The organism is Paraburkholderia heleia NBRC 101817, assembly GCF_000739775.1.
GTDB classification, from domain to species: domain Bacteria; phylum Pseudomonadota; class Gammaproteobacteria; order Burkholderiales; family Burkholderiaceae; genus Paraburkholderia; species Paraburkholderia heleia.
The window spans coordinates 86,997-110,713 of the sequence record NZ_BBJH01000006.1 but is presented as its reverse complement, the minus strand read 5'-3'; the positions used below and the strand labels follow the sequence as shown (position 1 = coordinate 110,713).

At 61.1% G+C, this 23,717-nt stretch carries 19 protein-coding genes and 2 pseudogenes; 17 read left to right on the top strand and 4 right to left on the bottom strand.

The features are described from left to right. Nucleotides 1–42 precede the first annotated feature (42 nt). From dxs to BHE01S_RS06135, 5 genes are all read left to right on the top strand, one after another. Nucleotides 43–1,869, top strand: coding sequence for a 1-deoxy-D-xylulose-5-phosphate synthase (gene dxs / locus BHE01S_RS06155; protein WP_042261685.1), 1,827 nt, complete (start codon nt 43–45; stop codon nt 1,867–1,869). 158 nt (nt 1,870–2,027) lie between these two features. After that, on the top strand, nt 2,028–2,216 hold the full coding sequence (locus BHE01S_RS06150) for a copper chaperone (RefSeq protein WP_407669474.1): 189 nt from the start codon (nt 2,028–2,030) through the stop codon (nt 2,214–2,216). Between the two features lie 306 nt (nt 2,217–2,522). Further along, complete coding sequence (gene ilvB / locus BHE01S_RS06145; RefSeq protein WP_084068603.1) at nt 2,523–4,388, top strand: biosynthetic-type acetolactate synthase large subunit; 1,866 nt, start codon at nt 2,523–2,525, stop codon at nt 4,386–4,388. A 186-nt stretch (nt 4,389–4,574) separates the two neighbouring features. After that, on the top strand, nt 4,575–5,216 hold the full coding sequence (locus BHE01S_RS06140; protein ID WP_042261677.1) for a DsbA family protein: 642 nt from the start codon (nt 4,575–4,577) through the stop codon (nt 5,214–5,216). 130 nt (nt 5,217–5,346) lie between these two features. After that, nucleotides 5,347–5,709, top strand: a complete 363-nt coding sequence (locus BHE01S_RS06135; protein ID WP_042261675.1) for a nuclear transport factor 2 family protein — start codon at nt 5,347–5,349, stop codon at nt 5,707–5,709. A 329-nt stretch (nt 5,710–6,038) separates the two neighbouring features. Here the strand turns inward: BHE01S_RS06135 and BHE01S_RS06130 are convergent, their stop codons facing one another. Then, nucleotides 6,039–7,085 carry a GlxA family transcriptional regulator gene (locus BHE01S_RS06130; RefSeq protein ID WP_042261673.1) on the bottom strand — a complete coding sequence of 349 codons (1,047 nt, stop codon included), beginning with the start codon at nt 7,083–7,085 and terminating at the stop codon, nt 6,039–6,041. A 317-nt stretch (nt 7,086–7,402) separates the two neighbouring features. Here BHE01S_RS06130 and BHE01S_RS06125 point away from each other — a divergent pair, with 317 nt between their 5' ends. Together BHE01S_RS06125 and BHE01S_RS06120 are read left to right on the top strand one after the other, a co-directional pair. Beyond that, complete coding sequence (locus BHE01S_RS06125) at nt 7,403–8,062, top strand: response regulator transcription factor (protein ID WP_042261671.1); 660 nt, start codon at nt 7,403–7,405, stop codon at nt 8,060–8,062. Between the two features lie 207 nt (nt 8,063–8,269). Next, nucleotides 8,270–8,608 carry a response regulator gene (locus BHE01S_RS06120; protein ID WP_042261669.1) on the top strand — a complete coding sequence of 113 codons (339 nt, stop codon included), beginning with the start codon at nt 8,270–8,272 and terminating at the stop codon, nt 8,606–8,608. Between the two features lie 31 nt (nt 8,609–8,639). Here the strand turns inward: BHE01S_RS06120 and BHE01S_RS36540 are convergent. Beyond that, nucleotides 8,640–8,786 (bottom strand): annotated as a pseudogene (locus BHE01S_RS36540) (transposase domain-containing protein); the annotation flags it as partial. 189 nt (nt 8,787–8,975) lie between these two features. On the opposite strand from BHE01S_RS36540, the gene BHE01S_RS06115 reads away from it, so the two are divergent. The 3 genes from BHE01S_RS06115 to BHE01S_RS06105 all read left to right on the top strand — a co-directional run bounded on the left by BHE01S_RS06115 (nt 8,976) and on the right by BHE01S_RS06105 (nt 17,877). Continuing rightward, a complete protein-coding gene (locus BHE01S_RS06115) occupies nt 8,976–9,950 on the top strand; it encodes a LysR family transcriptional regulator (RefSeq protein ID WP_084068600.1) in 975 nt (324 codons plus the stop codon). 1,557 nt (nt 9,951–11,507) lie between these two features. Further along, nucleotides 11,508–17,018: a trifunctional serine/threonine-protein kinase/ATP-binding protein/sensor histidine kinase gene (locus BHE01S_RS06110; protein WP_042261668.1), complete on the top strand. Its 5,511-nt coding sequence runs from the start codon at nt 11,508–11,510 to the stop codon at nt 17,016–17,018. 127 nt (nt 17,019–17,145) lie between these two features. Continuing rightward, the gene (locus BHE01S_RS06105; protein WP_042261666.1) at nt 17,146–17,877 is read left to right on the top strand and encodes an IS6 family transposase; all 732 of its coding nucleotides are present in this window, start codon (nt 17,146–17,148) and stop codon (nt 17,875–17,877) included. A gap of 209 nt (nt 17,878–18,086) precedes the next feature. Here BHE01S_RS06105 and BHE01S_RS06100 read toward each other — a convergent pair whose 3' ends face one another. Next, on the bottom strand, nt 18,087–18,332 hold the full coding sequence (locus tag BHE01S_RS06100) for a helix-turn-helix domain-containing protein (RefSeq protein WP_042261664.1): 246 nt from the start codon (nt 18,330–18,332) through the stop codon (nt 18,087–18,089). Nucleotides 18,333–18,799: 467 nt separating this feature from the next. On the opposite strand from BHE01S_RS06100, the gene BHE01S_RS06095 reads away from it, so the two are divergent. From BHE01S_RS06095 to BHE01S_RS35940, 7 genes are all read left to right on the top strand, one after another. Beyond that, complete coding sequence (locus tag BHE01S_RS06095) at nt 18,800–19,111, top strand: hypothetical protein (protein WP_245639652.1); 312 nt, start codon at nt 18,800–18,802, stop codon at nt 19,109–19,111. Nucleotides 19,112–19,199: 88 nt separating this feature from the next. Then, nucleotides 19,200–19,697 (top strand): HAD domain-containing protein, encoded by a 498-nt coding sequence (locus BHE01S_RS39760; RefSeq protein WP_218000401.1) that lies wholly within the window; start codon nt 19,200–19,202, stop codon nt 19,695–19,697. Nucleotides 19,698–19,777: 80 nt separating this feature from the next. Continuing rightward, nucleotides 19,778–20,032: a hypothetical protein gene (locus BHE01S_RS37630; RefSeq protein WP_157025162.1), complete on the top strand. Its 255-nt coding sequence runs from the start codon at nt 19,778–19,780 to the stop codon at nt 20,030–20,032. A 161-nt stretch (nt 20,033–20,193) separates the two neighbouring features. After that, nucleotides 20,194–20,712 (top strand): 3'-5' exonuclease family protein, encoded by a 519-nt coding sequence (locus BHE01S_RS06080; protein WP_042261658.1) that lies wholly within the window; start codon nt 20,194–20,196, stop codon nt 20,710–20,712. Between the two features lie 69 nt (nt 20,713–20,781). Then, entirely contained in the window at nt 20,782–21,378 is a 597-nt protein-coding gene (locus BHE01S_RS35945) for a helix-turn-helix domain-containing protein (RefSeq protein WP_167337664.1), read from the top strand. Beyond that, complete coding sequence (locus tag BHE01S_RS06070; protein WP_042261655.1) at nt 21,359–21,796, top strand: hypothetical protein; 438 nt, start codon at nt 21,359–21,361, stop codon at nt 21,794–21,796. Before BHE01S_RS35945 ends, BHE01S_RS06070 begins: the two co-directional genes overlap by 20 nt. Before the next feature lie 221 nt (nt 21,797–22,017). Then, nucleotides 22,018–22,875 (top strand): hypothetical protein, encoded by an 858-nt coding sequence (locus BHE01S_RS35940; RefSeq protein ID WP_052405721.1) that lies wholly within the window; start codon nt 22,018–22,020, stop codon nt 22,873–22,875. Between the two features lie 442 nt (nt 22,876–23,317). Here BHE01S_RS35940 and BHE01S_RS06060 read toward each other — a convergent pair. Next, a pseudogene (locus tag BHE01S_RS06060) lies at nt 23,318–23,716 on the bottom strand (ABC transporter substrate-binding protein); the annotation flags it as partial. Nucleotide 23,717 lies beyond the last annotated feature (1 nt).

Below are 23,717 nucleotides of genomic sequence, written 5' to 3'. Positions count from 1 at the left end.
CGAGGGGGCGGTTGAAATCAAAACATCGAGGTATGAAACGCAATGAACTTGCTTGACACGATCGATTTTCCGAGAAATTTGCGCGATCTAAGGGAGAGTGAACTGCAGCGCCTGGTGGACGAGGTTCGAGAATTCGTGATCGAAAGCGTGTCGAGTACGGGCGGGCACCTGGCATCGAGCCTCGGCGTGGTGGAGTTGACCGTGGCGCTTCACTATGTGTTCGACACGCCTAACGATCGCCTGGTGTGGGATGTGGGGCATCAATGCTATCCGCATAAGATATTGACCGGACGAAAAGCGCGAATGGCCAGCGTGCGGAAAGTGGGCGGGATCGCCGGTTTCCCCGCTCGCGAAGAGTCGCCGTACGACACGTTCGGTGTCGGGCATGCTGGCACCTCCATTTCGGCGGCGGTCGGCATGGCCTTGGGCCTGCGTGATCGAGACGCCCGTGTCGTCGCCATCATCGGCGACGGCGCGCTATCTGCCGGTATGGCATATGAAGCGCTGAATCATGCTGGGTCCTGGGAGATGTTGCCGCTCACGGTCATTCTCAATGACAACCGCATGTCGATTTCGCCGGCAGTAGGGGGCCTGAATGATCATCTCGAGTCGCTGGTTACGGGTTGGCGAAATGATGCGAATATCCCCGTGTCTGAGCGGTCGGACGACATAACTGAGCGGGCGGCTTCCACGTTGTTCGAAACACTAGGCCTGGATTACCTCGGTCCCGTCGACGGACATGATATTCCGACACTGCTCACCGCGCTGCAGGACTCGAAGGCGCGCGCACGCCCGCACGTCATTCATGTGGTGACAAAAAAGGGAAAGGGCTATCGGCCCGCGGAACTTGAGCCCGTTGCGTACCACGGTCCCGGTCCGTTCAAGCCCGAGACGGGGCTGGTGCGCTCGAGAGGCGGCAAGCGGACCTATAGCCAGGTATTCGGGCAATGGCTTTGCGAGTCGGGGGCAACGGACGAGCGAATTTTCGGCATCACGCCTGCAATGGGCGAAGGTTCCTGTCTCACCGAATTTGCGCGCCGTTTTCCGGATCGCTACATCGACGTGGGTATCGCGGAACAGCACGCGGTCACGCTGGCGGCTGGCCTCGCGGTCGAGGGAATGCGGCCCGTTGTCGCCCTCTACTCGACGTTTCTTCAGCGCGGCTATGACCAGCTGATTCACGACGTCGCGCTGCAAAACCTGCCGGTTCTGTTCGCGTTGGATCGTGCGGGCATTGCCGGTGGCGACGGCGCAACGCATCTTGGTGCGTTCGACATTGCGGCCCTGCGTTGCGTTCCGAATATGGTGGTGATGACGCCGTCCGACGAGGGCGAATGTTATCGCATGCTGAACACGGGGCTCGCCTTGCCTGGACCGTGCGCTGTGCGATATCCGCGGGCGACAACCGGCGCGGAATTCATTGAGCAGACGAATGAGACGCTGCCTCTCGGGAGAGGGCGGGTTTGCCGGGTATCGGGCAAGGCGGACGGCGAGCGGGTGGCGTTTCTGGCGTTTGGGCCATTGCTTTCGGTCGCCATGGAGGTCGCGAAGGAGATCGACGCGACCGTGGTCGATATGCGTTTTGTGAAGCCGCTCGATGAAGACCTGTTGCTCACGGTTGCAAACGAGCATGAGGTCCTCGTGACGCTCGAAGAAGGCACCGTGATTGGGGGGGCCGGTGCTGCATGCGCCGAGCGGATCGCGGCGGAAGGATGGGCTGTGCGAATGCTGCGCCTCGGGCTTCCCGACGAATTCGTGCGGCATGGCGACCGTTCCGAACTGCTGCGAGTGAATGGCCTGGGTGTGGCAGAGGTGAGGGAAGCGGTCCGGGCGTTCACCGAAGAGGTGGACGTCCTCGACAAAGTGTGATGTTCGCGCTGTCTCGCGCACCCTGATTACGCTATGTAAAGAGTGAATTGAGGCTGGCGTCGTTGGTGGCACCGAGTGTTGATTCTATAGTTATCCACACAGATGGCGCTGCGCTGTTCGAACGTTGTTGACTGGTGAGATGAAAAGTGAAATTCGCGATGAAAACCGAAATCCGCACGGACGATCTTTCGACGATCGTGCAGGCGATGAAGTCCGTGGACGCCGACGCGAAGGTCGATGTCGATGTCGGCGCGCAAACCGTGAGCGTCGACTCGTGGCTGATGCCCGAGGAGTTTCTCGTTGCTTTCTACGACGAGGACTACGACGTGGGCATCGCTGAATGGTAGGCAGCGTGTGAAGCGCCGGAGCGGGGAGTCACTGTGGCCCAGATGCGATCCATCTTGGCCCATAGACCACCTTCTTGCTAAGGCATTGCGCTTCAAACGTTGTCAAAATCTATAGAACCCTTTCTCACGGTTTCTCCAGGCGCACATCAAAAGCGTGCCGGGTGGGCTGTGCTTCATGCGGAGAACCCGGTGGAGCCGTTGTCCACGCCCTGGTGAGGGACATACGCTGTTCTTGAGTCGGAAGGGAAATCGTCCGTTGTTTTTGGCCGCTGATCGCATCAGCGCCCGTTTCCATGCGAGTCACGTATGACCCAGAATCCGAACATAGCTTCAGAAGCCCCCCAGAAGGCGCCGCTTCCCGGTGAATCGATGTCGGGCGCCGACATTATTTTGCGGGTACTCAGCGAACAAGGCGTCGATACCGTGTTTGGCTATAGCGGCGGCGCGATCTTGCCGACTTACGATGCGGTGTTTCGTTTCAACGAACTGTATACCGACGAACCCGAGCGTCAGATCAATCTCGTAGTCCCCGCCAACGAGCAGACCGCCGGTTTCATGGCTGCGGGGTACGCGCGCGCGAGCGGAAAAGTCGGCGTGTTCATGGTGACGTCAGGACCCGGCGCGACCAATGCGGTGACACCCATTGCCGACTGCAATGGCGATTCGGTGCCGGTCGTGCTCATTTGCGGACAGGTGCCGCGTGCCGCGATCGGCAGCGATGCTTTCCAGGAAGCGCCGGTGTTCAACATCATGTCCGCGTGCGCAAAGCAGGTGTTTCTGGTTACTGACCCGGACAAGCTCGAACAGACGCTGCGCACTGCGTTCGAGGTGGCGCGCACGGGCCGTCCCGGCCCCGTTGTCGTGGACGTGCCGAAAGATATCCAGAACTGGACCGGCACCTGGCAGGGGCACGGCACGTTGGCCTTTCGCGGCTACTCCGACCGTCTTCGCAAGGTAGCGAAGGGCGCGCGTCTCGAAGAGAGCAAGCGCCACGAATTCTTCGACCTGCTGACACAAAGCAAGCGCCCGCTGCTGTATGCGGGTGGGGGAATCATGACCGCCGGCGCCACGGCGGAATTGCGTCAGTTTGCCGAGCGCTACCGGATTCCCGTGGTCAACACGTTGATGGGGCTCGGCACGATATCCGTGAAACATGAGTTGGGGCTCGGAATGCTGGGCATGCACGGCTCGGCCTGCGCGAATTACGCCGTGGAAGACTGCGATTTCCTGATTGCCGTGGGCGCCCGATTCGACGACCGGGTCGCTGGTGGCCGGCCGCATGCATTCGCGCCGCGAGCGCGCCACGTCGCCCACATCGACATCGACGAGGCCGAGATCAACAAGGTCAAGCGCGCACACTGGACCCACGTCGGCGACGCGAAGGACACGTTGCTCGCCCTGATGAAGCACGATGCCCACGTGCAGGCGCCTTCTGCGTGGATCAACCACATCAAGGAGCTGAAAGTGCGCTATGGCATGAACTATGACCGCAATAGCCCGCTCATTCAGCCACAGTTCGTCGTGGAAAGGCTGAGCGAGATCACGGGCGGGCGCGCAATCGTCACCACGGGCGTTGGCCAGCACCAGATGTGGGCCGCGCAGTTCTTCGACTTCGTCGAGCCGCGAAGCTTTCTCACGTCGGGCAGTATGGGAACGATGGGATTTGGCTTGCCCGCTGCGATCGGCGCCCAGTTGGGGCGCCCGGATGCTCTGGTGATCGACATCGACGGTGACGGCAGCATGCGCATGAATATCGGTGACCTGGAGACTGCGACTACGTATGGCGTGCCTGTCAAAGTGCTTCTGCTCAACAATGTCGGTGACGGGATGATCCGGCAGTGGCAGCGTCTGTTTTACGATGGGCGCCTGTGCGTGAGCGACAAATCGCTTCATCGAAAGGACTTTGTCATGGCGGCGCAGGCCGACGGGTTTGAGTTCGCGCAGCGCGTTGAGGCCTTGGGCGAACTCGAGGCAAAACTCAGGGACTTCGTGGCGTTTGACGGTCCTGCCTTCCTCGAAGTCATGATCGATCAGGATGCCGATGTGTTTCCGATGGTCGGGCCTGGAATGAGCTATTCGGACATGATCACCGGGCCGTTCATTCCGTCGCGGGATGGCGAGGAGTCGGGCGGCGCCCGCACGGGGCGCCGAGCGGCCTCGGACATGTTTTAGGCTGCCCGGGCAGCACCTGTCCGTTCATGAAGAACGCTTTGTCTTTCCGCCATGTAACAAAAGAAGTTCTGGTCACGGCGTTTATCGTGTCAAGGCGTAGTCATATAGTCGCCTTGGTGGTTGGGCGCACTGCAGGGCATGGGGCCTTGCAGGCCCCGCGCGGTCTCATCATTTGAGTGAGCAATAATGAAATTGGTTTATGTTGGCGATCCGATGTGTTCGTGGTGTTATGGCTTCGGGAAGGAGCTTTCGGCGCTTGTCGACCGTGTGCCCGATTTAAATCTGGAAATTGTGGTGGGCGGGATTCGCGCTGGCGCGACCGACGTGCTCGACGCAACAGGCAAGCGTTTCCGTCTGCAACATTGGCAGCGCGTTGAAGCGCTGAGCGGGTTGCCGTTCAACCGCGAAGCGTTCGCGGCGCGCGAGGGGTTCGTCTACGATACCGAGCCGGTATGCCGCGCCGTTGTCGCGGCTCGCCGGTTCGTCAGTGGAGAGGCCTTGCTGTCGGTGTTCCGGACACTTCAGAACGGATTCTACGCGCAGGGGCGCGATACGACCAATGGGCGCGTGCTGAGCGAGATCGCCGCGAACGCGCTGGACGCCGTGGGCGTTCAGGTGAGCGCAGACGAGTTCTACCACGCATGGACCGGGGCAGAAACGAAAGAAGAGACGCAGCGCGATTTCGCACGCGCGCGAGCACTTGGCGTCGCGTCGTTCCCGACCTTGCTGCTCGAAGAGCAGGGCCGGACGTTCGCCGTACATTCGGGCTACGCGAGCGTCAGCGCCCTCGAAGAAAGACTCAGTGAGATCGAGGGGCGGCTGCCGTAATCACGTTTATTCGCGGTTGAACGGGGTGGGTAGGGGTTGACCGGGGTCGGCCATGGCAGGCCGTGCAAATCATCTGGCGGCCCGTTTCAATGCCCGGTCCTCGACGAGGCCAAGTTAGGACTATGAAGTAATGAAGAATAGCAGTGAAATCGTCGAACTCGTGCAGCGCTATTTCGACGCCGCCTGGCGAGGCGATGCGGAGCAATTGAGGAGGGTGTTCGACCCGCGCGCGATCGTAGCTGGGGAGGTGAATGGCAAGCCCTACTACAAGACGATCAACGAGTATCTGGCAGGTGTCGCAAACAGGAAATCGCCGGCTGAAGTGGGCGAGCCGGTCGAGATGGAGCTGCTAATGCTCGATGTCCAGCAGAACATTGCGACTGCAAAACTGCATGTGCGCATGCTCGGTTTCAATTACTACAATTACTTTTCGATTATTCGCCAGGGCGGCAGCTGGCTCGTCATCACCAAGATCTTGACGAATGTGCAGTGAATGCGCGTCGCGCGAACTGCACGGCCGTAAGCAAAACGGGGAACGTGGGCGGACACGGCGCTTTCCTTGAAGGCACGGTGACAGAGGGAGCCATGCAGCCCGAACGCCGGCGCCGCCGACCAGCCAGGTCACGGGCGCACACGGCACTCGAGCTGTTAATGACCGGCGCTCTGGCCGCCGTCCACATGCAGGATCTCGCCCGTCACGAACGGTGCGGAGGCGTGAAGGGCTCTGCAATCCGTTGCGAATTTGAACATACACCATAGACTAAGAGTCTTGCGTCGCAAGAACAAATGGCGGCGGGATGTCGGCCGGCGCCCAGTGGTCTCTCAAGCCGTGGCTTCGATCTCCGCGCACGAATCATTGGTGTGAATGCCCTGCGCCAACGCGGGCGGGCTGAGTGGTGAATGGGCAGGCCCCGCGTCTCCGGTCGCGTGGGACTGTTGCCGGTATTGCCGCGGGGTTAGGTCGAGGCGCCGTTGAAACACCATGCGCATGTGCGTGGCGTTATGAAAGCCACAGTTGAACGCTATGGTCTTCATCGGGATGTTTCGTTCCTCCAGGAGCCTTTTCGCAGCATCGACGCGGACGTGGTCCACGAACGCGGAAGGTGTCATGTGGAGATACTTCCCAAAGATCCGCGATAAGGTCCGCCGGCTCACATAGACAGCGTCGGCGAGTTGCTCTATCGAAAGCACCTCGGACAGGTGATCATCGATATAACGCTGTACTTTTCCGATGATCGAGCTTTCATCCGTTAGCGTAGCGACGTAAGGACTTCGTTGGTATCGCTCGCTCGGCAGGTTGACGCCAAGACGTCTTGCCACCTGATCGGCGAGCTGCTTGCCCCAGTCTTGAGCGACGAGGGAGAGGGCAAGATCGAGGCCGGCGGTTGCACCGGCAGATGAAATCAGCCGCTCATCTTGTATCAAGGGTTGGTCGTGACGTATCCGGGCGCGCGGGAATTCACTTGCCAACTGGCTTGCGTCGGTCCATCGTGTGGCAACCTCTTTTCCGTCGAGCAGACCCGCGAGACCAAGCAGGTAGGCGCCGTTGGAAACGCAGCCGTATCGCTTCGAGTCGAGAGCGCGGTGGCGCAACCAGTCCAGAAAGTCTTGTTTCGGGCACACGTTCGTGGCGCAGGCGCCGCTTGTCACCAGCAGAACATCGACGTTTGCACAAAAGTCTGCATAGACCCACGGCACGCAAAGCTGCATCGTGTTCGAACAGACAACGCCGCCTGCGTGCTCTCCAATGAGGGGCGCGTGATACTGGCGAGTTTTGCCGAGCAAACGGTTCGCTTCGGAGAGTACGTCGAGCAGGCCGGCAATATCCATGGCCCGCACACCATCAAGCACGACAATAGCGACTTTCATCTTGCACACCCTGCATGAACCATGATCCGATAGCGCGAAGGCCCGGTTGAAGACAGGTTAAGCGTGCGGCATTGAACTGGCCATTCTCCCAGTGGCTGAAGCTGCGGCTCGCCAGCATGTGGTCCTTCATACGCACGTATGACTCGTGTAGTGCCCAGGCGTGATGCACGCAAGGAGCCGGGCTGGAGAACGTGAATTAAGTGGGCGCCTGCTTCACAGGAATGCCGCGCGCAATCGGTAGCGATAAGTCTTGCTATTGCTTACCATGTCATAAGCATCGGCACTTTTTCGCCGTCACGAACTTCGAAGATCGAGCGATGAAACACGAGAGCGTTGAGACGCGAAGTGAAGAACTACCGGACTCGCTCGTGTACGTGATTGATGACGACGAGTCGATTCGAGGCGCGCTAACCAGCTTGCTCATGTCAGTGGGCATCGAAGTTCGGGCGTTCGAATCCGCTGACGACTTTCTCGCCGAGAAGATGCCGGACGTGCCGAGCTGTCTGATTCTGGACATTCGATTACGCGGCGAAAGCGGTCTCACGCTTCAGCAGGAAGCCTTTAAGGAAAGCATTCGATTTCCAATCATTTTTCTAACGGGACATGGCGACATAGGCATGACCGTCAAGGCAATGAAAGCGGGTGCCTTCGATTTCATGACGAAGCCATTCAAGGATCAGGATCTGCTCGATACAATCGCTGCGGCGCTGAAGCGGGATGGGGAACTGAGGCGTCAGGCGAGGCTCGTTGCGGGCGTCCGTCAATCGTATGATTCACTAACGGCGCGCGAGCGGGAAGTGATCGGCATGGTGGCGGAAGGTCTGTTGAACAAGCAGATTGCCGACCTCCTGTGCCTGAGCGAAGTGACGGTCAAGATCCATCGGGCGCAAGCCATGCACAAGCTCAATGCGCGGTCCGTGGCCGAACTGATCAAGAAGTTGCAGCAGGTGCAGCCGGCGCCGCGCAGCGCCAGATAGGCGCTTTCGCATGCGCTGCGCAACGGCCGCCTTCGTCAGCGAGTAGATCTGCCCCTGTTAATACGAACTGTCGCGAGAATTATCCCAAGGTGTTATTGCTGCGCGTTCAGCGGGCCTGTATTTTGCAGGAGAACTCTACCTTTCTGCGTCATTTCGATGGCCATCAGACCTCACATAAAACCAGCGCGTTCGCCCGCAACGATCGCCATGGTGGACGACGACGAGTCGGTCCGGATGGCGCTGTCCAGTTCACTTCGTTCGGCAAGCTGGAACGTCATTGCGTACCCGTCCGCCGACCATCTTCTGGGCGATGTGCATCGATCGAAACTGAATCTCGTCGTTGCCGATATACAGATGCCGGGCATGGACGGCTTTGCGCTGCTGGAATCGATCAAGCAGTGGAAGCGGCCAATCCCCGTCATTTTCATTACGGCCCACGCGACGCAGGAAATTTACGAGCGCGCCAGAGCTTACGGCGCCGCTGGCTTCTTTTCAAAGCCCGTGGACGATGCTCGACTCCTCGCACTGGTTAGCGAATTGCTGTAAGTGGCCAGCAATCCCGTATTGACGGGCGCGGTTAGGCGATGGTGGGTTTCGGCCGCCGCCGATGCGGCAACAACGCGGGGATGCCGCTGGCCCTTTGCGTGGGCAGACGCGTGAGGATGTCCTTGAGATACGGGTGCGGGTCGCGCCCATTGAGTCGTGCCGGGCGAATCAGGCTCATCTGCGACCCACTTGGGGGGTAGCCTCCGCGAAGATGCCGCTATGCCGGAAGCAGGCTCAAACCATCCGACTGTATTACAGGTGCATGCGCTTGCATGACGCATTCACCATATTGGACGATACCATCGCACCGCGAACACGCCTACGCTTGGATTGTCGGCCAAAGGGCAAAACACTTGCGAGGTGCGCGATGGATCAGCTTTACATGTTACGAGCATTCGTCGCGGCCGCGCGGTATCAGAGTTTCAGCAAGGCCGCCGAATCCTTGAATGTGACTACCGGCTCCGTATCGAAAGCGATCGCCAAGCTCGAAGCATGCGTACAGACCCGAGTCTTGCTCAGAACGACGAGGTCCGTCTCCTTGACAGAAGCGGCGCAGTCGTACTACCTGATCTGTTGCCGTTTGCTTGAAGAACTCGACGAGGCTAACCGTCGTATTTTACTGGAGCACGAGGGCAATGGCGGAAGGCTGCGGCTTGTCGTGCACCCCATGTTGATGGGTGAAACGTTTTCGCGGTTGGTGCGGCGCTATCGCGCGATCGCCCCCCAAGTGAGTCTGGTGGTTTCTGTTCAGGACCACGCGACGAATCTGTTCGAAGGCCGCTTTGATATTGCCATGCTTCCGCCTCAACTCGTCGAGCAGTCCACCGTGATACGCCGAACGCTGTCGAGGTCGCGGCGCATTCTCGTTGCATCACCCGCGTATCTCGGACAATACGGCGTGCCAGAGTCTGCTTCGAAGCTCGCCAATCACTTTCTGCTGCTCGATCCTGAGACGAGGAAGAGGAGTGCGGATTTCATCGATCTGCACGAGTACGGCCGAACGGTGTGCGTTTCGCCCGAGTCGTCGATGGAAGGTAACGAGGTGCTGCTGCGCGCAGCGGCGCTCAACGGGACAGGCATTGCCATGGTACCTGAGACCATGGTTCGTGAAGATATCGAGAAGGGAGATCTCGTGCACATCCTGCCGGAGTGCACCTCATCGGATGGTCCCGTTGAAATATGCCTCTTCTACTCTCACCGGGAGTTGATTCCCGCGCGGCTCAGGACGTTCGTCGACTTCTGCACCGAGTTCTTTCGTACGCCGGCGAGGGAGGATGCCGACAACGTGATACGCGTTCCGCAACGGATCAAGCGAAGCGAAGGCCTCGCAATGATGACATGACGGGGAATTCATACCCCGTCAATTCGCGCCGCATTTGCGAAGGGAGTTCGAGGTCAGATAGACGGGGAGAAGCGAGTGTACCCAGGATCTCCGGATAAACGGTCGTATGAGTAGCCACGAACGCTCCTCGGAATCGAGGCAACCGTTCGCACAACGGTGTTCGGCGGCTTCAACGCCCCCTGGTCACGTCACGAGCGCGGTCGTTTCAACGCACTGCGAAGCAGGCCCTGCTCGTGGAGCGTTGATTTTGATCTGCGGTGGGCGCGGGCTCGCCGTCGCACCTGGATTGCCGATACGATTCAAGTAGTCCTTTTCGATAGCGATATCCCCGTCGATCGAATGTGTCAGTGGATCACAATGGCGCGCTTGCCTCGAAGAGGTGGCTATGTCTCACGTATTGCATAACTGGATATTCATAGGCATTACTGCCTATGACGAATACACCTTCGTTCCGTGGCTCAACAGGAATGTTTATCGTCGCACCGTGGATCTGAGTCGTGTTTGCCTGCTGTGAACGACCACGCATGCTGTACCAGAAGATCAAAATCCCAGGCCGTGAGCCGACCGACAGATGTTCCCACTTAATGGGAGGATTATTCCCGAGACTGCGGGATTCTCTTATTTGCTGCAAGTGATTAATCTAGCCAGGCTGTTTCCCCGGGGGCGTGGCCTCCATCACCTTCCTAGAGAGATTGAAATGAAATTGCTTCCTGCTGTTCTTCTTGCGTGTTCGCTGTCGGCTAGCTTTGCTGTGCACGCAGAATCTGCCGCGCCCGCGCATGCGGACGCCCAACACCTGGCTCAGGTGAATGCGACCCGAGCGACGACCGAACAGGCTCCGCAGCGTCCGGCTACGAAAGCTCGCGACGCCAATACGTGTGTCGGACCGGTGAGTTTCTGCAATGTGTTTTTCGGCAGCTGAGGGTGCCATCGGCTAGCACCGCGTGCTGCATCTCCAACCACGGATACGCGGGTTCTGCCCGCGTATCCCCGTGGTGGGCGTGCGGACACAAGGCTCGCCACGAGGGCTTTGCCGAAGTCGTTGTAGCGAAACATGGCGGCTGCGGAAAAGCCGGGTATCCGGCAAGCGCGAAGCGCAGACCTGATCGTGCCACAGTACGCAACTCAAGTAAGGACGGGCTGTTGCATCGCCCCAATAGCTCGTGACTGCGGCTTTTTCTTTCGGGCATACGCTCTGGCGTGCGCGACCAAATGACAGTACGTCACAGGTCTCAGGTGGGACACATTGCGCGCAAAGTGCAGTCGGAAAACCGAACAGGCGCTTCATAACCAATTTCAGCCCGTCACTTGCACGGGGGCTCCGTTTCGGCAATGCCACGCAGATGGCGCGAGCATCTCTTCGCTGTAGCCGAGGTGTATGCTTGATCCACTCCACTCCTTCTTCAATATTTTCAACTCGTCGTTGCCGAGTTGAAAATTACTTTCGCGAGCGCGCCTCGCCCGGATTATTCAGAAGAATCTGGTATCCAACCAAAAGGCGAAGCAGGTGGGTGACAGCGCACGGCCGATGACGGCCTCGATAGGGTACCGGCGTCCATGGATAGCAGACTCGAGATCTTGTGGGATGATGGCGAGCGCGTTTTCTGTCGAAGGCGGCGCCTGAGCGAGGGCGCGGGCCACAATGTGCTGCTTTCCTGGCCTGCCGCCGAACATCCATTACCCGCTAGCCTTGATCGGCTCGCTCACGAGTTCAGCCTTAAGGGTGAACTCGATCGCGCATGGGCAGTCCTGCCGCTGGAGATGGTGTGCGAAGCCGGACGTACCATGCTGGTGCTCGAGGACCCGGGCGGTGAGCCGCTCGCACGGCTGCTCGGCGCACCCATGGAGATAGAATTCTTTTTGCACCTCGCCATCGGCGTCGCTGCGGTGCTGGGTCAACTCCACCAGCGCGGTCTCGTCCACAAGGATCTCAAGCCCACGCATATCCTCGTGAACTGCGCCGATGGACAGGCGCGGCTCACCGGATTCGGCCTCGCCTCGCGGCGGCCGCGTGAGCGACAGGCGCCCGAGCCACCCGAGACCACCGCCGGCACGCTTGCCTACATGGCGCCCGAGCAGACTGGCCGGATGAATCGCTCGGTCGATTCGCGCAGCGACCTCTATGCGTTCGGCGTTACGCTGTACCAGATGCTGACAGGCGTGTTGCCGTTCACGGCCACTGACCCGGCGGAATGGGTGCACTGCCATGTCGCGAGAAAGCCGGTGCCGCCCAGCGCGCGGGTCGAGAACGTTCCTGCCGTGATCTCCGGCATCGTGATGAAGCTGTTGGCCAAGACAGCCGAAGAGCGCTATCAGACTGCTGCCGGTGTTGAGCACGACCTGGTCCATTGCCTCGTCGACTGGTGGAGTCAGCGCAGTGTCGACGCCTTCCCACTAGGCGAACACGACACGCCTGACCGGCTGCTGATACCGGAGAAGCTGTACGGGAGGGAGCGTGAGGTCGACAGCCTCATCGCTGTATTTGATCGAATCGCCACCAGCGGCGCGCCGGAACTGGTGCTTGTGTCCGGCTATTCCGGCATCGGCAAATCCTCGGTCGTCAATGAACTTCACAGGGTACTCGTGCCGCCGCGCGGTCTCTTTGCGTTCGGCAAGTTTGATCAGTACAAGCGCGACATCCCTTATGCGACCCTGGTGCAGGCATTTCAAAGCCTGGTGCGGCCACTTCTGGGTGAACGCGACACGGAACTGGCGCGCTGGCGCGACGCGTTACTGGACGCGCTGGAAGACGGCGCGCGGCTCATAGCCGACCTCATCCCCGAACTGAAGCTCATCATCGGAGAGCCGCCACCGGTGCTGGAACTTGAGCCACGACAGGCGCAACGCCGGTTCATGCGGGTGTTCCGGCGCTTCATCGGCGCATTTGCCCGGGAGGAACATCCGCTTGCGCTCTTTCTCGACGATTTGCAGTGGCTCGACGCGGCGACGCTCGATCTGCTCGAGGATCTGCTGGTCCACGCTGATCTGCGCTACCTGATGCTGATCGGCGCCTACCGCGACGACGAGGTGGATGCCGCGCATCCGTTGACGCGCAAGCTCGAGGCCATCAGAAACGCGGGCGTCGCGATCCATGCAATCACGCTGTCCCCGCTCTCCGGCAAGCATATCGGGCAATTGATCTCCGAGGCGCTTCGCGGCGAACCGGAACAGATCGCGCCACTGGCGCAGTTGGTGCAGGACAAGACCGCTGGAAATCCGTACTTCGTGATCCAGTTTCTGCACGCGCTCGCCGACGAAGATCTACTCCGCTTCGACCACGAGGTGGGACAGTGGTGCTGGGATTCCGCTCGCATCCATGCGAAGGGTTACACGGACAATGTCGTCGACCTGATGATCGGCAAGCTAAGCCGCCTGCCGGGGCGGACCCAGCAGGCGTTGCAGCAGCTTGCCTGTCTCGGAAACGTCGCCACAACCATGACACTATCGACGGCTCTTGGGGTTCCGCAGGCGCAGGTCCATGAGGAATTGTGGGAGGCGATTCGTCAGGAACTGGTCGAGCGGCTGGATGGCATTTACAGGTTTGCCCACGACAGGGTCCATGAAGCGGCCTATTCACTGATCCCGCCGGCGTCGCGAGCCGAGACCCATCTTCGGATCGGGCGGCTGCTCGCCGAAGAGACGCCGGCGGAAAAGCGGGAGGATGCGATCTTCGAGATCGTGGGTCAATTGAATCGCGGCGCGGCCTTGATTACTTCGGACAACGAGCGGGAGCAACTGGCGGCGTTCAATCTGCTCGCCGGCCAGCGTGCGCGGGCGTCTTCAGCCTATGCGTCGGCGCTCACCTATCTCATTGCCGGTGCGCAGCTGTTGGACGACGATTGTTGGGAACGCCGGCATGGGCTGATCTTTCTACTGGAATTGAACCGGGCTGCATGCGAATTCTTGACCGGCCAGTTACGGGTCGCAGACGAACGCCTTGCAGCGTTATCAGCGCGGGCCGCGACAACGGTCGAACTGGCCAGCGTGGCGTGCCTTCACACAGATGTCTGCACGACACTCGATCAGAGCGGCCGCGCAGTTGCTGTGTGTCTCGACTACCTGCGCGGCGTGGGTATCGAATGGTCTCCACATCCGGACGACGAGGAGGTGAGGCTCGAATACGGGCGTATTGCGTCACAGCTCGCGGGCAGGCCTGTCGAAACGCTCATCGATTTGCCGCTCATGGAGGACCCGGCGTCCCTCGCTACCGCTGAGGTACTCAGCAAGCTCTTCGCGCCGGCCTTGCAGACAGACGCGAACCTGGCCGCCCTGATGACTTGCAAGGCCATTAACTTGAGCCTCGCAGGCGGCAACTGCGATGCGTCCTGTTTCGCTTATGTCATGCTCAGCAGAGTCGCCGGGCCGCGCTTCGGCGACTATCCGTTTGGATTCCGGTTCGGCCAGGTCGGCTACGACCTCGTCGAGCAACGCGGGCTGAGACGGTTCGAGGCGCCCACGTTGCTCTGCTTCGAACTCTTTTCGGTGCGCTGGATGAAGCACGTGCGCACCGGCAATGGACTGCTGCGTCGCGCGTTCGACGCGGCGAGCCGTAGCGGTGACGTCATGTATGGGGCGTTCGCCTGCACGAACCTCTACTCTGACCAGCTCTTCGCGGGCGACCCGCTTCCTGCGGTGCAAGGCGAAGCGGAATACGGCCTTGCGTTCGCCGAGAAGGTGAGGTTCGGTCACGTCATCGATTTCATAACGACGCAACTCGCACTGATCCGGATGCTTCGCGGCCTGACGCCGCGATTCGGCTATTTCGACGATGCGCAGTTCAACGAGCATCGCATCGAACGCCACTTGTCCAGCAATCTATCGCTGGCGGTTCCCGCATGCTATTACTGGATCCGGAAATTGCAGGCGCGCTTTCTCGCCGGCGACTATGCGGCAGCTATGGATGCCGCACGGCGGGCGAAACGGCTCCTCTGGACCTCGTCTTCGTTCATCGAGGAGGCCGAGTATCGCTTTTACGGCGCGCTGGCCGAGGCCGCATGGTGCGCCTACGCCCCGGCAGGCGAGCGTCCTTACCATCTGGAGGCCGTGACGGCACACCATCGACAGCTCGAGATCTGGGCACGGAATTGCCCGGAGAATTTCGCGGACCGTGCGGCGCTTGTCGGCGCCGAGATCGCTCGCCTTGAAGGACGCGAGGTCGGTGCCGAACGCCTCTACGAACAGGCCATCCGCCATGCCCAGGAAAGCGGCTTTTTCCACACCGAGGCGCTCGCCAATGAACTCGCGTCGCGCTTTTACGCCTCGCGCGGGCTCGAGAAGATTTCCCTTGTCTATCTGCGGGACGCCCGCGATGGCTACCTGCGTTGGCGCGCAGACGGCAAGGTGCGCCAACTTGAGGAGGAGTATCCGCACCTGGGAACGCAGGAGCCTGCGCCCACGCCGACGACGACGATCGCAACACCACTGGAACGCCTCGACCTCGCGACCGTGATCAAGGTTTCACAGGCCGCCTCCGGCGACATCGTGCTCGAAAGGCTGATCGATATGGTGATGCGCACGGCTATCGAACAGGCCGGCGCAGAACGAGGTGTGCTGATTCTGTCGCACGGCGGCGAACCGCGCATCGCAGCGCAAGCAACGGCTGGCGGCAACGCGCCCCAGTTGCAGCTCTGCGATGTCCCGGTGAGCGCGGCGATGCTGCCGGAGTCGGTCATCTACCATGTCCTGCGCACCCGGGAGAGTCTCATTCTCGATGACGCTGCGGCCGAGCCAACGTTTGCCGCAGATTCCTACGTCCGTCAGCAGTGCGCCCGCTCGATTCTCTGCCTGCCATTGATGAATCAGACGAAGCTTACCGGTGCGCTCTACCTGGAAAACAACCTGACTGCCCGCATGTTCAGCCGAACCCGGATCGCCGTGCTGAAGCTGTTGGCCTCGCAGGCCGCGATCTCACTGGAGAATGCCCGTTTGTATCGCGATCTTGCGGAACGCGAAGCCAGGATCCGACGGCTCGTCGACGCCAACATCATCGGGGTCATCGTCTGGAATGCGAATGGTGACATTCTGGAGGCCAACGACGCATTTCTTCGCATGGTGGGATACGAGCGGGACGATTTTGTCTCGGGGCGGGTACGGTGGAGGGACCTGACGCCGCCGGAATGGCGTCAAGGCAGCGAACGGGCCCTGGTGGAGACCGTGCAGAGGGGGCGCGCCGACGCCTACGAGAAGGAGTACATCCGTAAGGATGGCACCCGCGTGCCTGTCATACTCGGTTTGGCCGCTTTCGAGGCGAGCCGCAAGGAAGGTGTTGCCTTCGTGCTCGATCTGACCGAGCGCAAGCGGGCGGAGGAAGAAGCCCGTCAGAGCGAGCGGCGCTACCGCGACGTGCAGGCGGAGCTCGCGCATGCAAACCGGGTCGCGACAATGGGCCAACTCGCGGCCTCGATCGCCCATGAAGTTAACCAGCCGATCACCGCGACTGTTGCATATGCCCAGGCGGGGCTGCGGTGGCTAGACGCCCAGCCTCCTGAGGTGAGCGAGGTCAGGCAAGCCCTAAGTCATATCGTCAGCGACGGTATTCGAGCAGGCAGCGTCATCAACCGCATTCGTGAACTCATCAGGAAGGCGCCGCCCCGGAAGGGGCTGGTAGACATTAACGCTGCAATCCGCGAGGTGATCGAGCTTACCCAGGGCGAAATCCTGAAGAGCGGTGCCTCCATGCAGACGCAACTCGTGAACGGATTGCCATTCATCGAAGGAGACCGTGTCCAGCTGCAGCAGGTCGTCCTCAATTTGATCATTAACGCACTTGAGGCCATGCGTGGCGTCAGCGGCAGCGTTCGACAACTGGATATCCTTACAGGCAGAGCGGACTCTGGCTGCGTCCTCGTGACAGTACGAGATTCGGGGCCGGGCTTTGCTCCGCAGAGCGCTGAGCGAATTTTCGCGCCGTTCTACACCACGAAGCCCGCCGGTCTCGGAATGGGGCTGTCGATCTGTCGTTCAATCATCGACGCGCACGGCGGTCGATTGTGGGCGAGCGCTAATCTGCCCAGCGGCGCAGTCGTCCAATTCACCGTGCCTACCCAATCAGGCGTTTCGGGAAACTGAACAAGGCGGGTTTTGTCGTAGTAACACTCGCAGAACGTCACGAGGTGTGCGGCACGGCAAGCGCCGCACACCTTCGTCGGTTCTGTCGCGCTAACGCGGTGGAGTAGAATCGGTCGAACCAAAACGCATGACGAGCATGATGGCGAAGACGAAGATGCCACGCAAGACGCTGCCCACCGGCATTGGCGAGGTACTGAAGCGACTGCACTATCCGCTGGATGTGATCCTGCTGTGCGTGCGCTGGTATGTGGCGTACTCGCTGAGCCTGCGCAACCTCGAGGAGATGATGGCCGAGCGGGGGATCGAGGTGGATCATTCGAGCGTGCACCGCTGGGTTATCAAGTTGCTGCCGGTGTTTGAAAAGGCATTTCGCCGTCGCAAGCGCCCGGTGGGCAGGAGCTGGCGCGTCGACGAGACCTACGTCAAGATCAAGGGCCAATGGAAATATCTGTATCGTGCCGTCGACAAGGCGGGTAATACGGTCGATTTCCTGCTGCGCGCCCATCGCGACAAGGCCGCAGCCCAGCGTTACTTCGAAAAGGCGATTGACCAGAGCGGCGAGCCAGAAACGATCACGGTGGACAAGAGCGGCGCTAATCTGGCGGCCCTTGAAGCGCTCAACGCTGAGCGATCAACGCCGACCAAGATCCGGCAAAACAAATACCTGAACAATGTCGTCGAGCAGGACCACCGCGCCATCAAGCGCATCATCAAACCGATGATGGGGTTCAAGGATTTCCGCTGTGCGCGCATCATCCTGTCCGGCATCGAGATTGCGCACATGATCCGCAAGGGACAAATGTGTGACGATGGCGTTGCATCGACTGCTGCCGAGCAATTCTATTCTCTAGCGATGTAAGTAGTCCTCTACATTGCAGATACTTGCTCACCCCATCCCCCTTAACGCGACACAGCCATCCGAGATGGGTGCACCGGTGACATGAATATTGATGCATGAAGATCGTGCCGTCGACGACTTGGGACTTTATAAGCATTATCAGATTCCGGCAGTGGGTCGGAGCCGAATAGGCCATCGATCTAAACCGCAATCACTCAATCGATTCCGCCTCAAAGACCCGCACTTTTGAGAAGCTTTGAGGGCGAAATCTCCAGAGCGTCAGCAATTCGAATGAGGTTCAGGATCGATAGATTGCGTTCCCCTCGTTCGATCTTCCCCATATGACTGCGGTCGATTCCCGTCGCATGGGCAAGGGCCTCTTGGGAGACGCCGAATTCCTGCCGACGAGCGCGAACCGTCGCCCCAATGGCGGCCAGATGTCCCGCGTCGTCCATTTTGACCGATACCCTTTGCATCCCTTGATGGTCAAGGTATGATGGTCATTTGGCCACGGCATTTACGACCCATTTTAGATGGTGATCGATGGATTTTTGAGTTGGGGCATGTGATTCGGAGTCGGGGCGAATCCGTTCTGTGCTTCAGTCGGTCAAGGCTGGCGCGGGAGCGGGCGTCACGCCCAGCTTGGGCGCGCGGCAAGTGCACCAGTCAACGCAGGTTGCGTAGGTCGTCTGTCTGCGGGGCCATCGTCGGGCTTTGTGGCAGGGAACACGTATCCGGCGGGTGGCGCGCTGGCAATGAATGCATTTGAGGTAGTGGCTGTATGTTTGTGACGAGTGAAATTAACCGTGTGCCTGCGTTGAACGTGCCTTTCGGCGGGTTGCCGGGCAGGGGGGTATGGTCAGCGGTCCAGCAACTGCTACCGCGGGACGTCCTGATTCTCAGGGTGTCGCGGGCGCGCTCGCGGGCCGTCCCGACCATCGTGATGCTGGACCTGCCCGAGACGGCAGCGACGCTTGAGCAGTTCATCGAAGGGGCGGTCGTCCTGCGCGGCGCGGCCATACTGAGCACGAAGCTCGCGCGGGAGGTCGAACAGTGGACGCTCGAGCCGCTTTCTGAGATCCGGGTGGGGGTGACCGAGTACGAGCATCGCGGGACAGGCAAACAGTTGCTCACGGTAACCCGGTTCACAACGGCAGCGGGGCGCACGTTATCGGTGCCGTACGCCCTCGCGGCAAAGCCCGCGCGCGGCAGGCGGCTCTGGAGCGCGAAGGCGCCGCCCGCAGCCCGTTGCTGACCCTGACCTGCAGTGGAGGCGCATCCAGACAGGCCGGGCATGACCATTGAGGAGCCGGACATGTGGCCGCGCCGGCGGGGGCGGCATCGTGCTGTACCTCGATTTCGACGGAGTCCTGCATCCGGAGGGCGTGTGGCGCCGGCCGGGCACCGGACCGTATGTCGCGAGCCCGCCGGGCCATGCACTGTTCGAACACGCGGCGCTGCTCGCGCGCTGCCTCGCGCCGTACCGCGGGTTGGGCATCGAGCTGTCCACGAGCTGGGTGCGGGTATTCCGCAGCGTTCGCAAGGTGGCCCGCCGTCTGCCGCCGGAACTGCGCCGCCGCGTGGTCGGGGCGACCTCCACGGCCGGATGGATCCGGTGTGGTTCCGGTCCGTGCCGCGTGGGGCGCAGATCTGGGGCGACGTGTGCCGGCGGCGGCACGCAGCATGGCTCGCGCTCGACGACGATGACATCGGCCGCTGGTGGTTTGCCGGGGTCACCTGCCGCACACCGACCCCGTGCTCGGCATCGGCGCGCCGGGCGGTGCTTGCGTAGCTGCAGGCGGCTTGCTGCGATGCGCTGTCCTGAAGTGGGCTGGCCGTGATAATCCGCCGCTTATCACGGCGATCACGGCGATCACGACGGGCGGGCGGTCGCCGCCAATGGGTGGCTCAGGAAAAGGACATGGGAAAACACCGGACACGGGCGGCGCTGTCGCCGGACGAGACCTCCGGGCAGTTGCGCGCGCGGCTGCGGCGCTTCGCGCTCGCGACCCGCGACGACGCCACCCGGGCCGCCAGAACCGCGACGATCCCGTTTCCGGAGCAGGTGAGCGTGCTGGCCGGTCCGCTGCGCCGCGTGCGTCCGCCGGGCACGGAGCCGGCTCGGGCTCACAGCAGCGTCGGAGAGCCGGACCGGGATGATGAGGGCAGTCAATGAAGAACCCGGAACACGGGGCGATGGCCGGTGGCGCGGGTTACACCGTGCGGGCCGTCCGGGCCGGTTCAATGAAACAGGAGCAAACAGATGCTGCATGTCGAACGGACCGGTCATGGCGACGGGCCGGTGCGTCCCGGTCACGCGAGGAGGCGCGCGCGGCCATGACCGATACCCGCTTTTACGGCGCGCTGGTGTATCCCGTCCCGACCGGGGATGCCCCCAGCTGGGACAACCGCTACTTCATCGACACCGAGTTCACCGATTTCCAGCGCTGCCAGCTGATCAGCGTTGCCGTCGTGGGCAAGAACGGCGACGAGTTCTACGGTGAACGGACCGACTTCGATCCGGCACTGTGCAGCGATTTTGTCCGCACTGTGGTGCTGCCGCAACTCGGCCAGTTCGAGGGGCGTGCGATGCCGTTCGCTGCACTGCGCGAGGCATTGCGCGCCTGGCTCGCGGACATCCCGGGCGATGGGGCGCCGGTGCTCTGTTACGACTACGAGACGGACCTGAACCTGTTCCGGTTCCTTCTGGGCGGTCCGCTGCCGCGCGGCTGGCAGCTCGAGAACATCGCGGGCCGGCGCGACCGGGAGCGGCGCGCCGCGTACTACGCCAGCCATGGCGGCGAGCACCATGCGCTGCATGATGCGCGGGCCAGTGCATACGCCTGCACCGGGTGAGTACGATGAGGCCGGAATATCCGTTCGCGGTATTCCGGCCGTGCAGAGGCTTTGGTTATCGTGAAGAAAATGGACGACATGGATGAGATCGGGAGGACCGGGACGCGCGCATGGATTCCACGAGCCGATGCACAGCGGGTCGCGCAGTGCCTGCGCGACCGCCGCAGGGCACTGGGATGGACGCAGGTCGAACTGGCGGCCGAAGTCGGCGTCGCGCACCCGACCTATGTGCACTGGGAGAACGGAAGGGTGCCCGACACCATTGACGCGGGAACTGTGAAAGCGCTGGAGGCCGCGCTGCAGATACCGGAGGGCTGGCTCCTCAGGCAGGACGCGCCGTTGCCCGATCCAGTCGTCATTCGCGGTGGTGTGCCAGCGTGCACGGCGGAAGGATCGGTCGCACTGCCCGTGCGAATTCCCGTCGCCTGCTGCGGACAGATCGGGCCGCACGCGGCGCAACTGCGGAAGGCGCTCGGACGTTCAGTCGCGGAGGTGGCGCGAGGCTGCGGCGTATCGAGCGTCACGCTGGCGCAGTGGGAGAGGGGAGCGTTCCCGAAGGCGCTCACCGGGCAACAGCTTCGTGCCTGGGAACGCGCGCTTCTGCTTAGCCCCGGGCAACTCCTGGAATCACCGGAAGGCAAGGCGAATGCTTCGGATCACGGTTGAACTACTGCCCGGTGGACGGGAAAGCGGAAAGCGTGTCATTGCGACGGCGGATATCGCGCGTGTGCGTAACGGTGCGCTCGCCGATTACGCTGTAGTCCTGGACGATGCGGTACTCGGTGAGGTCGGGGATCGGGCGATTGTGCGCAGTTATCCGAGATGGGCGGGCAGCGTGTGGGATCTCGTCGCGCGCGGTCTTGCTGCCGCACGGAACCAGGGCCGCGAAGCGTTGCCGCCGCGGCCAGCACAGCCAGAGGTCACGGTGCGCGTGAACGACGCGGGCTTCCGCTATGTGCGTCTGGACGAAATTCCCGAGCCGGCCAGAACATTCTTCGATCAGAAGCTCTCCGGGTCGGGCATCCCCGATCACGGCTGTGCTTACGCGCACGACTGGTACGACTTTCTTGGTGGTCAACGCTGATGGCATGGAGCAGTGGATCTGAACGCTGCAATCACAGGCTCAAGTTGAATGCCGAAATATGCACGAGAGAGCGCCGTTTTTGTCACTGACGATGCCCGGCGAATCATGCGATGAGCGAAGCGCATGGTTCAGTGCAGCCTCGCGTTTCGCGGTGTGGCCTCTCGCCATGGAATTGAAGGGGTAGCTGCTTCTGCAATAGAGGGGGGCGGAGAAAGAGAACGATGCGTGAAGAACTATCGAACATCCTGCGGGAAAGATATCCGCTCATCTTCGCCGTCGGTCCGGTAGCCGCCGAAAAAGCAGACGCCATGCCAACGGTGTTCTCCCTATGGGGATTCGGGTGCGGGGACGGCTGGTTCGATCTGATCGATGTGTTGTGCGCGAGACTGCAACTCGCTACCAGGCACGGCGCACCGCAGGTCGTCGCAGCGCAGGTCAAGGAAAAGTTCGGGACGTTGCGCTTCAGTGCCTCCGGCGCTGACGCGCGACAGCGAGCCATAATTGAACTGGCCGAAATGATGAGCGGCAGGCTGTGCGAACTATGCGGCAACCCCGGACAGACGATCAGCGCGGGCTGGAAGCGAACCCGATGTCCAGACCACTCGACGAACAGCTGGCTGGGACCTTCCGCTTGTGAGGGTTCCGGTAAGAAAGTTCATCGCAGCATCGGTCGGACCGGCAACATTACGATCGATCCATCATCGGAGGCCGTCGCAGCGGTCATCAACGGAACGGAATGGTTGACGGCACAAACTGTCGGCAGGCGACACGACCCGGAAGCGACCGATCCGTTGGCCGTGACGAACCAGTGGCAAAAGGAATCCAGGATTTTTGACGTTGAACTGGCGGGCCAGCCCCTGTACCCCGCCTACCTCTTCGACGAAACCGGCAATCCGATCGCCGAAGTCGCAGAGATTCTGGGCGTTTTTGCAGGCTACAGCCAGTTCCGGATTGCCGCCTGGTTTGAGTCGACCTGCGGCATGCTGCACGGCAAGCGTCCTCGCGAGGTTCTGACTTCGGACGCTAAGGCGGCCGTGGCGGCTGCAAAAGATCATGTCGTGGGCCCGGTGCATGGATAGCGCCGCGTATGACGGCCTGCGTCGCCATTCGCGCGTCTGCTGAACCTGCCTTCAGGCCTAATGCGAGGGGTGCGGCAGGTCGCAAACTGGAACGGTCATTCGTGCGCTGACTCGGCTGGCAAGTTGTTGGCCATTGCAGTCGTTCTGCGAAAGGTACCGGCGCGTCGGCTGCCGGTTGACTTGCTGCCATTCGCGAATCGGCGTCGACGAATGGCAGCTCTCGCCGCCGTCGAACGGGTCTTCACGACCCTCAGCCGCCATTCGACCCAGTGAAGCTTCGACGGCAGATACCTGGATACAACGGCCATTCACGGGGACATGTCCGCCGGAGACTGCTCGGTCTAGCCGCTAAAGACGCGGCGGCGCTGCGCTGCAAATTAGGCGACCGGTACGCGCACGGTCGCTTTGAAGTCTCTCAACGTCTCTTCCAATGCCGCGTGGATCATTTGATTGGCGCGATAGATGCACCCATGATGCGGTGGCGGTCGAGTGCTTTGGCAACGAAGCCGTTTCGTTTCATCTCCTCAACGAAATCGCGTAGCGTTGTTGCCACCTGGTCGCCTCGACTCTTCGCCACGCCCATCGCCTGCCGGATCACAATGAAGCGTTCGTCGAGTAGACGCAATCCTCCGGTCTTTGCGGCGTCCCCTTCGAGCTACTGCTTCACGCCCGCTGCGACGTCGAGCCACTGCTCGAGAAACGTCTGGACGACGGTCGGCGAAGTCGGCGCGCGCACGATCTCTGCTTGTTTCAATTCGCGCGTGAGAAGGAGATCGTAGGCGCTGCCTTTGCCCACCGCCACACGGTTATGCGGCTGATCGACGTCAGCATTGGTGCGCACG